Here is a 15,372-nt window from a genome sequence, read left to right as displayed (position 1 = left end):
CATCAGCCGAAGCCTTGGCTGTGGAACGACCGCTGCGCTTGGGAAAGCCGCCCCTGCAGGCGGCGACCGCTCAAGACTTGCGTTCGAAGTTCTTCGCCGCTTCCCGCGCCAGGTCCGGCGGCAGGAAATCCCTGTCGGGGTTGTAGTCGGGCTTGAGGAAGCGCCCCAGGTCTTGCAAGTCTTGCGGGCTCAAGGTGCCGGCCGCCTGCTTGAGGCGCAGGTTGTCGAGGATGTAGTCGTAGCGGCTGTTGTTGTAGTCGCGCACCGAGTTGTACAGCTGACGCTGGGCGTCGAGCACATCGACGATGTTGCGCGTGCCCACCTCGAAGCCGATCTCGGTGGCCTGCACCGCGCTCTGGCTGGAGATGATCGACTGCTTGCGCGCCTGCACCTGCTCAACGTCGGTATTGACCGCGCGGTGCAGGTTGCGGGTGTTTTCCACCACCTGGCGGCGCAGGCTTTCGCGCTGCTGTTCGCTTTGGGTGAGGCGCTGGTAGGCCTCGCGCACCTGCGAGCTGACCAGCCCGCCGCTGTAGATCGGAATGTTCAGTTGCAGGCCGACCGTGGTCTGCTCGACGTCGCCCGCGTAACGCACGCCCGGTAGCGGCGAAGGGTTGCTGAAGCCCAGGCTGTCGTTGTCGCCCTTCTGGTAGCGCGCCACGGCGTCGACCGTCGGCGCATGCCCGGCCTTGCGCTGGCGCAGGGTTTCTTCGGCGGCTTCCACGGCATGGTTGGTGGCCAGCAGGTTGAGGTTCTGCCGGCCGGCGGTTTCGACCCAGGCCTTGGCGTCGTTGGGCACCGGCACCTGCACCGGCAGGGTGTGCACCACGCCCTGCAGCGCGCCGTATTCGCGGTTGGTCAGGGTCACCAGGGCCTGGAACGCGTCTTCGACCTGGCGCTGGGCGACGATGCGGTTGGCGCGGGCGGTGTCGTGGCTGGCCTGGGCCTGGAGCACGTCGGTCTTGTCCGACAGGCCCACCTCGAAGCGGCCGTTGGCCTGGTCGAGCTGGCGCTTGAACGCGGCTTCCTCGGCCTTGGTGGCGGCCAAGTTGTCCTGGGCGCGCAGCACGCTGAAGTAATTCTCCGCACTTTGCAGGATCAGGTTCTGTTCGTTGGCCGACAGCTCCAGCGCGGCCTGTTCGCTCACCGCGTGCGCGGCCTGCAACTGGAACCAGCGATCCGCACGGAAGATCGGCTGCGAGAGCGTGGCCGACCAGAGGTTGCCGCTGCGGTTGGTGGTGAGCGCCGGTTCGTCCAGCTGGGTGCGGGTGTTCATGGTTTCCGCACCGGCCGACAGGTTCGGCAGCAGACCGGCGCGCGCCTGGGGCACGATCTCGCGGCGGGCGCCGTAATCGGCGCGGGCGGCGGCGAGGTCGGCGTTGTTGCCGGCGGCCTGCTGGTAGACGCTGATCAGATCGGTCTTCACCGTCATCGGCACGTCCACTGCCCCGGCCGCAGCGTGGGAGGCACAAGACACGGCAAGCGCCAGTGAAAGTTTGCGCAGCATGGGGCGTTCCTTGAGTTTCTGAACCGTTGAAAAGTGAAAAATGCGCAGTGTAGTGCCGTGCGCCGGTCGCAACAATCGCCAGCATGCCTTCGGTCAGCGCGGTGCCGGCCCGCTTGGCTTTGGCGGCCGCTTGAGTCTAGACTGCACGCGTTCTTGTCGGGGTGCCTTGAATCGAAGGCTGAGATCGGATAGTTCCGGATCCCGTTGAACCTGATCAGGTTAGCGCCTGCGTAGGGAACAAGATTGCTCGCTTTCCCGGCGAGATCTTGTGTCGGATCCGGGATCGTCGCAGCTCAGACTCATTGCGCCCCCCATCCGACACTGCACTTGCCCACAAGTGCGTCCGCTTCTTTCAGGTTCTTCCCCGACATTCCGCCCGCAGGAAACCGTCTGGAGAAGCCGTGATGAGCAAACAACAAAATACCCTCCACCTCAGCGAATCAGCCCAGGTCGACCGGCAATCGGTGCAACCCTTCACCCGTTCGCGCAAGGTCTATGTCGAGGGTTCGCGCCCGGACATCCGCGTGCCGATGCGCGAGATCAGCCTGGACGACACCCCCACCGACTTCGGCGGCGAGCCCAACGCGCCGGTACTGGTCTACGACACCTCCGGCCCCTACACCGACCCCAACGTCACCATCGACGTGCGCAAGGGCCTGGGCGACGTGCGCTCGGCCTGGATCGACGACCGCGGCGACACCGAGCGCCTCGGCGGGCTGAGCTCGCACTTCGGCCGGCAGCGCCTGAACGACCCCGAACTGACCCGCCTGCGCTTCAACCACGTGCGCAACCCGCGCCGGGCCAAGGCCGGCGCCAACGTGTCGCAGATGCACTATGCGCGCAAAGGCATCGTCACCGCCGAGATGGAATACATCGCCATCCGCGAGAACATGAAGCTGCAAGAGGCGCGCGCCGCCGGCCTGCTCGACCAGCAGCACGCCGGGCACAGCTTCGGCGCCAGCATCCCCAAGGAGATCACCGCCGAGTTCGTGCGTGAGGAAGTGGCCCGCGGCCGCGCGATCATTCCCGCCAACATCAACCACACCGAACTCGAACCGATGATCATCGGCCGCAACTTCCTGGTGAAGATCAACGGCAATATCGGCAACAGCGCGCTGGGTTCGTCCATCGAAGAGGAAGTGGCCAAGCTGACCTGGGGCATCCGCTGGGGCTCGGACACGGTCATGGACCTGTCCACCGGCAAGCACATCCATGAAACCCGTGAGTGGATCATCCGCAACTCGCCGGTACCGATCGGCACGGTGCCGATCTACCAGGCGCTGGAAAAGGTCGGCGGTGTGGCCGAAGACCTGACCTGGGAGCTGTTCCGCGACACGCTGATCGAGCAGGCCGAGCAGGGCGTGGACTACTTCACCATCCATGCCGGCGTGCTGCTGCGCTACGTGCCGCTGACCGCCAAGCGCGTCACCGGCATCGTCAGCCGTGGCGGTTCGATCATGGCCAAGTGGTGCCTGGCCCATCACAAGGAGAACTTCCTCTACACCCATTTCGAAGACATCTGCGAAATCATGAAGGCCTACGACGTCAGCTTCTCGCTCGGCGACGGCCTGCGCCCTGGCTCGATCGCCGACGCCAACGACGCCGCGCAGTTCGGCGAGCTGGAAACCCTCGGCGAGCTGACCAAGATCGCCTGGAAGCACGACGTGCAGTGCATGATCGAAGGCCCGGGCCATGTGCCCATGCAGCTGATCAAGGAGAACATGGACAAGCAGCTCGAGTGCTGCGACGAGGCGCCGTTCTACACCCTCGGCCCGCTGACCACCGACATCGCGCCGGGCTACGACCACATCACCTCCGGCATCGGTGCGGCGATGATCGGCTGGTTCGGCTGCGCCATGCTCTGCTACGTCACGCCCAAGGAGCACCTGGGCCTGCCGAACAAGGACGACGTCAAGACCGGCATCATCACCTACAAGATCGCCGCCCACGCCGCTGACCTGGCCAAGGGGCATCCGGGTGCGCAGATCCGCGACAACGCGCTGTCCAAGGCACGCTTCGAATTCCGCTGGGAAGACCAGTTCAACCTCGGCCTGGACCCGGACACCGCACGGGCGTTCCACGACGAGACCTTGCCCAAGGAGTCGGCCAAGGTGGCGCACTTCTGCTCGATGTGCGGGCCGAAGTTCTGTTCGATGAAGATCACCCAGGAGGTGCGCGAGTACGCGGCCAACCTGCGCATCGACGCGGTGGACGTGTCGGTGGAAGAGGGCATGCGCGAGCAGGCCGAACGCTTCCGCCAGGAGGGTAGCCAGTTGTACCAGAAGGTCTGATCCAGTCCTCGGCATGCGCGGGGGGGCGAATCCCCCGCTTCGTGCGAAGGCGGCTGCCTCCTTCCTTACTTCACTCCTGCGCGAGCGCATCCATGACTCAGATCAGCGCGTTTTCCCCCGATCACCCCGTTCCCCTCAGCCAGCGCGTCCTCGGCGGCCGGGACCTGTTTTCGCTGTGGTTTTCCTTGGGCGTAGGCCTGATGGTGTTGCAGGTGGGCGCGCTGTTGGCGCCGGGCCTGGGGCTGGCTGGCGCCCTATTGGCGATCCTGGCCGGCAGCGCCGTGGGCGTGCTGTTGCTGGCGGCGGTGGCGGTGATCGGCTGCGACACCGGCCTGTCGGCCATGGCCACCTTGCGCCTGACCCTGGGACGCCACGGCGCACGCCTGCCGGCTGCGCTCAACCTGCTGCAACTGGTGGGCTGGGGCGCTTTCGAGATCATCGTCATGCGCGATGCCGCGAGCCTCTTGGCCACCCGCGCCTTCGGCGGCGCCAGCGGCTGGAGCAACCCCTTGCTGTGGACCCTGTGCTTCGGCGCCCTGGCCACCCTGCTCGCAGTCGGCGGGCCGCTGACTTTCGTGCGCAAGGTGCTGCGCCGCTGGGGCATCTGGCTGCTGCTTGGCGCCTGCCTGTGGCTGACCTGGAACCTGCTGGCCAAGGCGGATCTCGCGGCCTTGTGGGCGCGCCCTGGCGACGGCTCGCTGTCGCTGGCGGTGGGCCTGGACATCGTCGTTGCCATGCCGTTGTCGTGGTTGCCGCTGATCGCCGACTATTCGCGGTTCGGCCAGCATGCCGGCCGTGTGTTCGGCGGGACGGCGCTGGGCTTTTTCCTCGGCAATGCCTGGCTGATGAGCCTGGGCGTGGCCTACACCCTGGCGTTCGCGCCCAGTGGCGAGGTCGACGCGCTATTGCTGGCGCTCGCCGGCGCCGGGCTGGGCCTGCCGCTGCTGCTGATTCTGCTCGACGAGTCGGAGAACGCCTTCGCCGACATCCACTCGGCGGCCGTGTCCAGCGGCACGCTGGTGCGGGTGAAGGTCGAGCACCTGGCCTTGGCCATCGGCGTACTGTGCACGCTGATCGCCCTGCTGGCGCCCCTGGCGCAGTACCAGAACTTCCTACTGCTGATCGGTTCGGTGTTCGCGCCGCTGTTCGGCGTGGTGCTGGTGGACCATTTCGTCGTGCGCCGGCGCCTGGCGGCGCAGGTCGAGGCGATGAGCGTGAGGGCCCTGGTGGCCTGGGCGGCGGGTGTGGCGACCTACCACGGCATCGCCCACTGGGCACCGGAGGTGGGCGCCACGCTGCCAGCCTTGCTGCTGGCAGGTGGGCTGTATGCGCTGCTGGGCCTCAGCCGCGGCCGGGGAACAGCTCGGGTTTGAGCACGCCGTTCAGGCGCGGGTAGGGGATCTTCAGCTCGACGTGGCCCATGGAGTACGGGGCGATGGCATAGACCTCGTACTTCACGATCAAGGCGCCGTAGGTCAAGGCGATGTGCGGCGACTTGCGGAACGGCCAGGTCTTGATGAACTCCGGGTCCTTGTCCATCTCGACGCTCATCAGCCAGGCCTTGTGCGACTCGGCCACGGTTTTCCAGAACGTCTCTTCCTGGCCGGGCAGGAGCATGTCCTGCAAGGTCAGCACCTTGTCCTGCTGGCGCGAGTAGTTGATGAACGCGCGGCCCGGCATGCCGTGGGCACCGCCGCTGTCGAGGTAGCTGGACAGCTCGACGATCACCAACCCGTCATGCTGCTCGCGTACCTTGGCTTGCAGGTAGCTGCTGTTGCGCTGCTTGGCGGTGGCCAGGTACTGCTGCTCGTAGGCTTTGAGCGACGGCGCGGCCGTGCTGCGTTCGTTGTCTTCGGTCAGTTGCAGCAGGCGGCTTTCGACGATGCCATCGAGCTTGGGCAGTGCCGGGAACGACACGGTGTCGATGTTCACCAGCGGGCAGTCGCGCTCGCTGCAGCCGGGTTTGACGTGTTCCCAGGCCTCGCGCTTGACTTCGAGCGGCGCACGGTAGTTCGGCGCGAACACACTCTGGCAGGCGCCCAGCGCCAGGGCCAGCGCGGCCACGGCAGTCAGTTTGGCAAGCGTCATTTAGGTTCCTTGCAAGACGAGATGATCGGTCTTCGACCGTCGGCACGGCCTTCGGTTCGCCGCTACGCTAACAGAGTGGCGGGGGGCTTTGGCAACTGCGTCGAGCGCACGATAAGTGAGTGAAACACAGCGATGCGCAGAGTAGGATGGCGCGATGACGCCGTACGTTGTAAGAGGAAACACCATGTCCAACCCTTTGCATTCCGAACCCAAAGCCGTCGAGATCGTCCAGCGCGAACAGTGCTTCAAGGGCTTCTACCGCCTCGACAAGCTGCGCCTGCGCCATGAGCTGTTCGATGGCGGCATGAGCCGGGAGATCACCCGCGAGCTGTTCGTGCGCCACGATGCGGTGTGCGTACTGCCCTACGACCCGCAACGCGACGAAGTGGTGCTGATCGAGCAGTTCCGCGTCGGCGCCCTCGGCAAGTCGAGCAACCCCTGGCTGATCGAACTGGTCGCCGGCCTGATCGACAAGGACGAAGAGCCCGAGCAGGTCGCCCATCGCGAAGCCGAGGAAGAGGCCGGCCTGACCTTTTCCGCCCTGTGGCCGATGACCCGCTATTTCCCGTCCCCCGGTGGCAGCGACGAGTTCGTGCACCTGTTCCTCGGCCGCTGCAGCACCGAGCAGGCGGGTGGGGTGCATGGCTTGGAGGAAGAGGGCGAAGACATCCGCGTGCAGGTGTGGTCGTTCGAAGACGCGTTGCAAGCGGTGCGCGACGGTCGCATCGGCAATGCCGCGAGCATCATCGCCCTGCAATGGCTGGCGTTGAATCGCGCGGAAGTCCGGGGGATGTGGTCGTGAGCCCATCGCGTGAGCGCTACCGCGTCGACCTCGCCGGCTTGCAAGCCGCCTGCGAGGCCAACTACGCACGGCTCATGCGCCTGCTTCCGGAAATGCGCAGCACCCAGAGCGAGCGCCGCATCGGCATGACCCAGGGCGACCAGATGCTCGGCGTGCTGGCGTTGGAGGTGGTGCTGGCCTGCCCGTACACCACCACTCTGCGCGTGCGCCAGGAGCACAGCCTGCCCTGGCTGCCGGTGCCGCAGATGGACGTGCAGGTCTACCACGACGCGCGCATGGCCGAAGTGGTCAGCGCCGAGCATGCCCGGCGCCTGCGCAGCATCTATCCCTACCCCAACGACGCCATGCACCAGCCCGACGAGAAGGCCCAGCTCAACCTGTTCCTGGGTGAATGGCTCACCCACTGCCTGGCCTGGGGGCACGAGCTGGCAGTGGTTCGCTGAAATGTGAAGCCGGTCGGCTTTTGAGCGTTGCATACCCTGGCAGGGCGACGATAATTACGCTTCATCCGCACAAGGAGACGGTCGTTGCCCCCGTCCAGCCCCGCCGCCCCGTCACCCCTTCATGTGGTGCAACTGACCGACCCGCACCTGTTCGCCGATCCGGCCCGTGGCCTGCTGGGCGTCAACACCCGCGACAGCTTGCGCCATGTGGTGGCGCAGGTGCGCCGCGAACAACCGCGCATCGACCTGCTGCTGTGCACCGGCGACCTCACTCAAGACGCCAGCCCCACCGCCTACGAAGCCTTTGGCGCGCTGACCGATGGCCTGGCCGACAGCGTCCGCTGGCTGCCCGGCAACCATGACGCGCCACAGGTCATGGCACAGGTGGCGCCGCCCGGAGCGACCCAAGCGGTGACCGACCTCGGCGCCTGGCGCGTGATCATCCTCGATTCGGTGGTGGCCGGGTCGAACCATGGCTGGCTCGAAGACGAGCAGTTCGACGTGTTGCAACGGGCGCTGGACGGGGCAGATTCCCAGCATTGTCTGGTGTGCCTGCACCACCAGCCGGTGGACGTCGGCTGCGCCTGGATCGCCCCCATCGGCCTGCGCAACGGCGAGCGCCTGCTGGCGCTGCTGCAAGGCCATGCGCAGGTGCGCGGGCTGCTCTGGGGGCACATCCATCAACCTTGGGACGAACAGCGCGGCAGTCTGCGCCTGTTGGCCACGCCGTCCACCTGTATCCAGTTCGCCGCCGGCAGCGCGGATTTCGAGGTCAGCCGGGAAGCGCCGGGTTACCGCTGGCTGCGTCTGCACGCCGATGGGCGGATTGAAACCGGTGTGCAGCGTGCCGAGGATTTCATCGTCACCCTGGATTTCGATAGCCCCGGCTACTGACGCGCCAGCAGGCCTGCGGCGTAGGCCCGCACGCGTCGGCATCTGCGCCAAACGCCCGCAAACACGGTACAATGGGCGTTTCCCAGCGCCTGCCGAGCGGGCGCTGCATTGCAGATGCCGAGGGCACGATGTCGGGTTCGATCCTTTACATACACGGTCTCAACAGCTCGCCCCTGTCGCGCAAGGCCAGCCAGCTGACGGCGGCCATGGGCCACCTCGGGCTGCTCGACCGCTTGCGCGTCCCGGCCCTGCACCACCACCCGCGCCAGGCCCTGGTGCAACTCGAAGCCGACCTGGCCGAACTGGGCGGTGCGCCGCTGCTGGTCGGCAGCTCGCTCGGCGGCTACTACGCCACGTACCTGGCCGAGCGCCATGGCCTCAAGGCCCTGTTGATCAACCCGGCCGTCGCGCCGCACCGGCTGTTCGACGGCTATCTGGGCACCCAGCGCAACCTGTACAGCGACGAAACCTGGGAGCTGACCCTCGACCACGTGCAGGCGCTGGCCGAACTGGAAGTGCCGCCGCCGCAAGCGGCCGAGCGCATCCAGGTGTGGCTGCAGACCGGCGACGAAACCCTCGACTACCGCCATGCCGAGCGCTACTACCAGCATTGCGACCTGCGCATCGAAACCGGTGGCGACCACAGCTTCCAAGGCTTCGCCGCGCACCTGCCGGCGCTGCTGCGCCTGGCCGGCCTCGACGCCGAGCGCCTCGACGCGTTCGACGCCGCCGCCTTTTGATCTTTCCCGCATTCACCAGACTGACGACGAGAACCCATGGCCAATCCCAGCGCTAGCGCCTATAACGCAGACGCCATCGAAGTCCTCTCCGGCCTCGACCCGGTCCGCAAGCGGCCGGGCATGTACACCGACACCAGCCGGCCCAACCACCTGGCACAGGAAGTCATCGACAACAGCGTCGACGAAGCCCTGGCCGGCCATGCGCGCTCCATTCAAGTGGTGCTGCATGCCGACCATTCCCTGGAAGTCAGCGACGACGGCCGCGGCATGCCGGTGGACATCCACCCCGAAGAAGGCGTGTCCGGCGTCGAGCTGATCCTCACCAAGCTGCACGCCGGCGGCAAGTTCTCCAACAAGAACTACCAGTTCTCCGGGGGCCTGCACGGGGTCGGCATTTCGGTGGTCAACGCCCTGTCGAACCAGGTGCGCGTGCGCGTCAAACGCGACGGCAACGAATACCAGATGACCTTCGCCGACGGCTTCAAGGCCACGGAGCTTGCCGTCATCGGCACGGTCGGCAAGCGCAACACCGGCACCAGCGTGTACTTCAGCCCCGATCCGAAGTACTTCGATTCGGCGAAGTTCTCCATCAGCCGCCTCAAGCACGTGCTCAAGGCCAAGGCCGTGCTCTGCCCAGGGCTGTCGATCAGCTTCGAAGACAAAGGCACCGGCGAGAAGGTCGAGTGGCATTACCAGGACGGCCTGCGTTCCTACCTGGTCGATGCGGTCAGCGAATTCCAGCGCCTGCCCGACGAGCCGTTCTGCGGCGCGCTGGCCGGCAACAAGGAAGCGGTCGACTGGGCGCTGCTGTGGCTGCCCGAGGGCGGCGACAGCTTGCAGGAAAGCTACGTCAACCTGATCCCCACAGCGCAGGGCGGCACCCACGTCAACGGCCTGCGCCAGGGCCTGCTCGACGCCATGCGCGAGTTCTGCGAGTTCCGCAACCTGCTGCCGCGCGGCGTCAAGCTGGCTCCGGAAGACGTCTGGGAACGCATCGCCTTCGTCCTGTCGATGAAAATGCAGGACGCGCAGTTCTCCGGGCAGACCAAAGAGCGGCTGTCTTCCCGCGAGGCCGCGGCTTTCGTCTCCGGCGTGGTCAAGGATGCCTTCAGCCTGTGGCTCAACGCCCATCCCGAGTTGGGCCTGCAATTGGCGGAGCTGGCCATCAGCAACGCCGGCCGGCGCCTGAAGGCGAGCAAGAAGGTCGAGCGCAAGCGCGTGACCCAAGGCCCGGCCTTGCCCGGAAAGCTGGCCGACTGCGCCGGCCAGGACCCGATGCGCGCCGAGCTGTTCCTGGTCGAGGGCGACTCGGCCGGCGGTTCGGCCAAGCAGGCGCGGGACAAGGAATTCCAGGCCATCCTGCCGCTGCGCGGCAAGATTCTGAACACCTGGGAAGTCGACGGCGGCGAAGTCCTGGCCAGCCAGGAAGTGCACAACATCGCCGTGGCCATCGGTGTCGATCCCGGCGCCAGTGACCTGGCGCAACTGCGTTACGGCAAGATCTGCATCCTCGCCGACGCCGACTCCGACGGCCTGCACATCGCCACCTTGCTCTGCGCGCTGTTCGTCCAGCACTTCCGCCCGCTGGTGGATGCCGGGCACGTGTACGTGGCCATGCCGCCGCTGTACCGCATCGACCTGGGCAAGGAAATCTACTACGCCCTGGACGACGCCGAGCGCGACGGCATCCTCGACCGCCTGGTGGCCGAGAAGAAACGCGGCAAGCCGCAGGTCACCCGCTTCAAGGGCCTGGGCGAAATGAACCCGCCGCAGTTGCGCGAAACCACCATGGACCCCAACACCCGGCGCCTGGTGCAACTGACCCTGGACGACGTGGCGGCCACCTGCGAACTGATGGACAAGCTGCTGGCCAAGAAGCGTGCAGGCGACCGCAAGAGCTGGCTGGAAACCAAGGGCAACCTGGTCGAGGTCATGGTGTGATCCGTGGCTGGCTCGCCGTACTGCTGACGCTGTCGACGCCCGCCGTGCTGGCCGGCGACTGGCCCGAACTGAAGCTGGTCAGCGAACACCCCATCGAAGGCATGCGCGGCGGCAACCTGTCGGGGTTGGCGGCGTGCCGCGGAGCCTTGTGGGGAGTGTCCGACCGCGACGACGACCGCCTCTACCGTTTCGACACCATGCCTGCGGTGTGGGCTGCCGAAACGGTCGAGTTCGTCCCGCCACCCGTGCCGGAAAGCGGCCTGCCCTGGGGCCTGCAAGCGCGTAACCAGGCGGCGGCGCTGGTGCGTGGCGGTGCGCTGGACTACGAAGGCGTCACTTGCGACCAGGCCGGCAATCTGTACCTGGTCAGCGAGGCCCACGCCGCCGTGCTGCAATTGCCGCTGGAGGGCGAGCCGAACTGGCTGAAGATCGACCCGGCCATGGTGCGCCAGGCCCGCGCCAGTGGCATGCTGCTGCACTTCAATGCGCTGTTCGAAGGCGTGGCGATCAACCCCGCCGGCGATCGCCTGTGGCTGGCCGCCGAGCGCGAGCGCCGCGGCCTGGTGGCCATCGAACGTCGGCAATCGGTGTGGAATTGCGGCCACAGTTGCGTGCTGCTCAGCGAGGCCGGGATCGAACGGCAACCGGCGCAGATGCCGCACCCGCGCAAGCGTCCGCGCGATTTCTCGGACCTGGTCCACTATCAGGGCAAGCTGTTCACCCTGGAGCGCAACGCCTACCGCATCTGCCGCCGCGACACGGACAGCGGTGCGGTCGAGCGTTGCTGGTCGTTCGCCGCCGAGGCGTTGACCGACGCACGGCGCTACGACCAGCCCTTCGGCCTGGCCGAAGCCCTGGTGATCGACGACAAGGGTGCCTGGATCGGTCTGGACAACAACAACGCCCACCGCGCCGACGGCGAGCTCAGGCCCATCGTCTGGCGCTTCGAAGCGCCCGACGGTGGCTGGAGCGCCAAGCCATGAGCCAGCCGGCCGGCAAACGCGCGGGCAAGATCCTGATGCTGCTGGCCTGGGCGGCGGGGCTGTTCCTGGCCACGCGGTTCTTCGGGCAGTGGGAAGAGCGCCAGTACAACCCCAACACACAAGTGCAGTCCGAGCACGGCGCCGACTTCATCGAAGTACGGCTGCTGGGCAACGGCCAGGGCCATTTCGTCGCCGACGGCGCGATCAACGGCCAGGCCGTGCACTTCATGCTCGACACCGGCGCCACCGACGTCGCCATCCCCGAGGGGCTGGCGCGTCAGCTGGGCCTGGAGCGTGGCGCGCCGGTGACCCTGAGCACCGCCAACGGCCGCACCGAAGGCTACCGCACCCGGCTCGCCGAACTGGCGTTGGGCGACATCCGCCTGCGCGACCTGCGCGCCCTGGTGGTGCCGGGCCTGGACGGCGACCAGGTGCTGCTGGGCATGAGCGCTTTGCAACGACTTGAATTCACCCAGCGCGGCGGCACCATGCTGCTGCGCCAGAACTTGAAATGACGAGGCTCGCATGAGCGACTTACAAGACAGTCTCGACGGCGTCGAGCGCCGCTCGCTGGCCGACTTCACCGAACAGGCCTACCTCAACTACTCCATGTACGTGATCATGGACCGGGCCTTGCCGCACATCGGCGACGGCCTCAAGCCCGTGCAACGGCGCATCGTCTATGCCATGAGCGAGCTGGGCCTGGATGCCGACGCCAAGCACAAGAAATCGGCGCGTACCGTGGGCGACGTGCTCGGCAAGTTCCACCCCCATGGCGACTCGGCCTGCTACGAAGCCATGGTGCTGATGGCCCAGCCGTTCAGCTACCGCTACACCCTGGTCGACGGCCAGGGCAACTGGGGGGCGCCGGACGATCCGAAATCCTTCGCCGCCATGCGCTACACCGAAGCGCGCCTGTCGCGCTATTCCGAAGTGCTGCTCGACGAAGTCGGCCAGGGCACCGTGGACTGGGTGCCGAACTTCGACGGCACCTTGCAGGAACCGGCGGTGCTGCCGGCACGCCTGCCGAACATCCTGCTCAACGGCACCACCGGCATCGCCGTGGGCATGGCCACCGACGTGCCGCCGCACAACCTGCGTGAAGTCGCCACGGCCTGCGTGCGCCTGCTCGACGAGCCCAAGGCCACGGTCGAGCAGCTGTGCGAGCACATCCAGGGGCCGGACTACCCGACCGAAGCCGAAATCATCACGCCGCGCGCCGACCTGCTCAAACTCTACGAGAGCGGGCGCGGCTCGATCCGCATGCGCGCGGTGTACCGCGTCGAGGACGGCGACATCGTGGTCACCGCATTGCCGCACCAGGTCTCCGGGGCCAAGGTGATGGAGCAGATCGCGGCGCAGATGCAGGCCAAGAAGCTGCCGATGGTGGCCGACCTGCGCGACGAGTCGGACCACGAAAACCCCTGCCGACTGGTGATCATCCCGCGCTCGAACCGCGTGGACGCCGCCGAGCTGATGCAGCACCTGTTCGCCACCACCGACCTGGAAAGCAGCTACCGGGTCAACGTCAACATCATCGGCCTGGACGGGCGCCCGCAACTGAAGAACCTGCGCACGCTGTTGCAGGAGTGGCTGCAGTACCGCATCGGCACCGTGCGCCGGCGCTTGCAGTTCCGTCTGGACAAGGTCGAGCGGCGCCTGCACCTGCTCGACGGCTTGCTCACCGCCTTCCTCAACCTCGACGAAGTGATCCACATCATTCGTACCGAGGACCAGCCCAAGCAGGCGCTGATCGCCCGTTTCGGGCTGAGCGAAACCCAGGCCGACTACATCCTCGAGACGCGCCTGCGGCAGTTGGCGCGCCTGGAGGAAATGAAGATCCGTGGCGAGCAGGACGAACTGCTCAAGGAACAGGCCAAACTCAGCGGCCTGCTGGGCAGCGAGGCCAAGCTGCGCAAGCTGGTGCGCAGCGAACTGCTCAAGGATGCCGAGACCTACGGCGACGCGCGCCGCTCGCCCATCGTCGAGCGTGCCGAGGCCAAGGCCCTGTCGGAAAACGAGCTGATGCCGGCCGAGCCGGTCACCGTGGTGCTGTCTGAAAAAGGCTGGATCCGCTGCGCCAAGGGCCACGACATCGACGCCACGGGCTTGGCCTACAAGGCCGGCGACGGCTTCAAAGCCTCAGCGGCCGGGCGTTCCAATCAATTCGCCGTGCTCATCGATTCCACTGGGCGCAGTTATTCGCTGGCCGCCCATAGCCTGCCGTCGGCACGGGGCCAGGGCGAACCCCTGACCGGCCGCCTGACGCCGCCGCCGGGCGCGACCTTCGATTGCGTGCTGGTTCCCGACGACAGTGCGCTGTACGTGGTGGCCTCCGATGCCGGCTATGGCTTCGTGGTCAAAGGCGAAGACCTGCAAGCCAAGAACAAGGCGGGCAAAGGGCTGTTGAGCCTGCCCAACGGGTCCAAGGTCATGGCACCGCGCCCGGTGCTCGACCGTGCCAACGACTGGCTGGCCGCCGTGACCACCGAAGGCCGCCTGCTGGTGTTCAAGATCAGCGACCTGCCGCAATTGGGCAAGGGCAAGGGCAACAAGATCATCGGCGTGCCGGGCGAACGGGTGGCCAGCCGCGAAGAGTACGTCAGCGACCTGGCGGTGTTGGGCGAGGGTTCGACCCTGGTCCTGCAGGCCGGCAAACGCACCTTGTCGCTCAAGCCCGACGACCTCGAACACTACAAGGGCGAACGCGGCCGGCGCGGCAGCAAACTGCCGCGTGGCTTCCAGCGCGTCGATGGCCTGACGGTGGAACGGCCCGCCTGAGTGTGCGAGGCGCCGCGACTTTTAAGTGCTGGAGTCGCGGCGCCATTTCACGGATGATAGCGCCCCGCGGCGCCAGGGCCCCTGATGCGCCCAGAGGTTTACTCAAGTATCACTGCGGCCAGCTCAGTGCGGCCGCCTGGATGGGACGAATGAGATTTCCACGCCTTCCATTGACCTTGTTGATGACTGGCCTGCTGACCCTGGCCGGATGCAGCGTGCATCAGCCTATGGCGTTGTACCAGCTGGACAGCGGCCAGCCCGGGCAGCCGACCCAGGCTTCCGGCATGGCCGTGGTGGTGGGCCCGGTGTCGGTGGCCGACTACCTGCAACGTGAAACCTTCCTGCAACGCCAGGCCGATGGCAGCCTGAGCGCTGCGGTCGATGGGCGTTGGGCGGGCAGCCTGTCGTCGGACATCGACCAATTGCTGGTGCGCCAGCTGGCCTGGCGCCTGGACAGTCAGCGCGTGGTGCTGGCGCCCGCCGGCACCGGCTTTACGCCCGATGCGCAGGTGCTGCTGTCGATCACGCGGTTGGATTCGGGCAGCAAACAACCGGCCGTGCTCGACGCGCAGTGGCGCGTGCTGGATCGCCGTGGCCAGGTGCGCGACAACCGCATCGTGCATTTGGAACAGCCGCATGCAGGTAGCGAAAGCGCCCAAGTGCAGGCTCAGGGGCAGTTGCTGCAAAAACTGGCCGAGCAGCTGAGCACCGCCCTCAAGCCTCTGGCCAACCAGCCGGCGCTGGTCGAGGCGCCAGTGAAGAAGCCTGCCGCGCAAGTCAAGCGCGGGCCGGAAAAGTCGCGCATTCCCATGGTGTCGCCGGTGCGTACCCACATGGAAGTCTATCGCTTCTAAGCCGCGCTACCGCTTGATCGCATCCATAAAAAAGCCCGCATCGCTGCG

At 66.6% G+C, this 15,372-nt stretch carries 13 protein-coding genes and 1 riboswitch; of the genes, 11 read left to right on the top strand and 2 right to left on the bottom strand.

Features of this window, described 5'->3' with window-relative positions:
• Positions 1 to 70 precede the first annotated feature (70 nt).
• Positions 71 to 1,507 carry a TolC family outer membrane protein gene (locus B4M43_RS08640; protein WP_296266093.1) on the bottom strand — a complete coding sequence of 479 codons (1,437 nt, stop codon included), beginning with the start codon at positions 1,505 to 1,507 and terminating at the stop codon, positions 71 to 73.
• Positions 1,508 to 1,654: 147 nt separating this feature from the next.
• Positions 1,655 to 1,761: riboswitch (TPP riboswitch) on the top strand.
• Between the two features lie 150 nt (positions 1,762 to 1,911).
• Between B4M43_RS08640 and thiC the strand changes: the two genes are divergently transcribed.
• Positions 1,912 to 3,798, top strand: a complete 1,887-nt coding sequence (gene thiC / locus B4M43_RS08635) for a phosphomethylpyrimidine synthase ThiC (RefSeq protein WP_296266092.1) — start codon at positions 1,912 to 1,914, stop codon at positions 3,796 to 3,798.
• Between the two features lie 92 nt (positions 3,799 to 3,890).
• Positions 3,891 to 5,171: a putative hydroxymethylpyrimidine transporter CytX gene (gene cytX, locus B4M43_RS08630; RefSeq protein WP_296266090.1), complete on the top strand. Its 1,281-nt coding sequence runs from the start codon at positions 3,891 to 3,893 to the stop codon at positions 5,169 to 5,171.
• Here the strand turns inward: cytX and B4M43_RS08625 are convergent.
• Positions 5,140 to 5,886 (bottom strand): RsiV family protein, encoded by a 747-nt coding sequence (locus B4M43_RS08625; protein WP_296266088.1) that lies wholly within the window; start codon positions 5,884 to 5,886, stop codon positions 5,140 to 5,142. The two genes, cytX and B4M43_RS08625, sit on opposite strands and share 32 nt — an antisense overlap.
• 184 nt (positions 5,887 to 6,070) lie before the next feature.
• On the opposite strand from B4M43_RS08625, the gene B4M43_RS08620 reads away from it, so the two are divergent.
• From B4M43_RS08620 to B4M43_RS08580, 9 genes are all read left to right on the top strand, one after another.
• Positions 6,071 to 6,688, top strand: a complete 618-nt coding sequence (locus tag B4M43_RS08620) for an NUDIX domain-containing protein (RefSeq protein WP_296266086.1) — start codon at positions 6,071 to 6,073, stop codon at positions 6,686 to 6,688.
• Complete coding sequence (locus B4M43_RS08615; protein ID WP_414707824.1) at positions 6,643 to 7,131, top strand: DUF1249 domain-containing protein; 489 nt, start codon at positions 6,643 to 6,645, stop codon at positions 7,129 to 7,131. The genes B4M43_RS08620 and B4M43_RS08615 overlap by 46 nt, the downstream gene beginning before the upstream one ends.
• Before the next feature lie 84 nt (positions 7,132 to 7,215).
• A complete protein-coding gene (cpdA, locus tag B4M43_RS08610; RefSeq protein WP_296266082.1) occupies positions 7,216 to 8,025 on the top strand; it encodes a 3',5'-cyclic-AMP phosphodiesterase in 810 nt (269 codons plus the stop codon).
• A gap of 128 nt (positions 8,026 to 8,153) precedes the next feature.
• Positions 8,154 to 8,765: a YqiA/YcfP family alpha/beta fold hydrolase gene (locus tag B4M43_RS08605; RefSeq protein ID WP_296266080.1), complete on the top strand. Its 612-nt coding sequence runs from the start codon at positions 8,154 to 8,156 to the stop codon at positions 8,763 to 8,765.
• A gap of 36 nt (positions 8,766 to 8,801) precedes the next feature.
• The gene (parE, locus tag B4M43_RS08600) at positions 8,802 to 10,706 is read left to right on the top strand and encodes a DNA topoisomerase IV subunit B (protein ID WP_296266078.1); all 1,905 of its coding nucleotides are present in this window, start codon (positions 8,802 to 8,804) and stop codon (positions 10,704 to 10,706) included.
• Positions 10,703 to 11,689, top strand: coding sequence for an esterase-like activity of phytase family protein (locus B4M43_RS08595; protein ID WP_296266076.1), 987 nt, complete (start codon positions 10,703 to 10,705; stop codon positions 11,687 to 11,689). The genes parE and B4M43_RS08595 overlap by 4 nt, the downstream gene beginning before the upstream one ends.
• Positions 11,686 to 12,204: a retropepsin-like aspartic protease family protein gene (locus tag B4M43_RS08590; protein ID WP_296266075.1), complete on the top strand. Its 519-nt coding sequence runs from the start codon at positions 11,686 to 11,688 to the stop codon at positions 12,202 to 12,204. The genes B4M43_RS08595 and B4M43_RS08590 overlap by 4 nt, the downstream gene beginning before the upstream one ends.
• 10 nt (positions 12,205 to 12,214) lie before the next feature.
• Positions 12,215 to 14,470 (top strand): DNA topoisomerase IV subunit A, encoded by a 2,256-nt coding sequence (gene parC, locus B4M43_RS08585; protein ID WP_296266072.1) that lies wholly within the window; start codon positions 12,215 to 12,217, stop codon positions 14,468 to 14,470.
• A 149-nt stretch (positions 14,471 to 14,619) separates the two neighbouring features.
• Complete coding sequence (locus B4M43_RS08580; RefSeq protein WP_296266071.1) at positions 14,620 to 15,324, top strand: PqiC family protein; 705 nt, start codon at positions 14,620 to 14,622, stop codon at positions 15,322 to 15,324.
• Positions 15,325 to 15,372 lie beyond the last annotated feature (48 nt).

This window comes from Pseudomonas sp. UBA6562 (assembly GCF_002434265.1).
Taxonomy (GTDB): domain Bacteria; phylum Pseudomonadota; class Gammaproteobacteria; order Pseudomonadales; family Pseudomonadaceae; genus Aquipseudomonas.
This window is presented reverse-complemented; position numbering and strand designations above follow the sequence as displayed.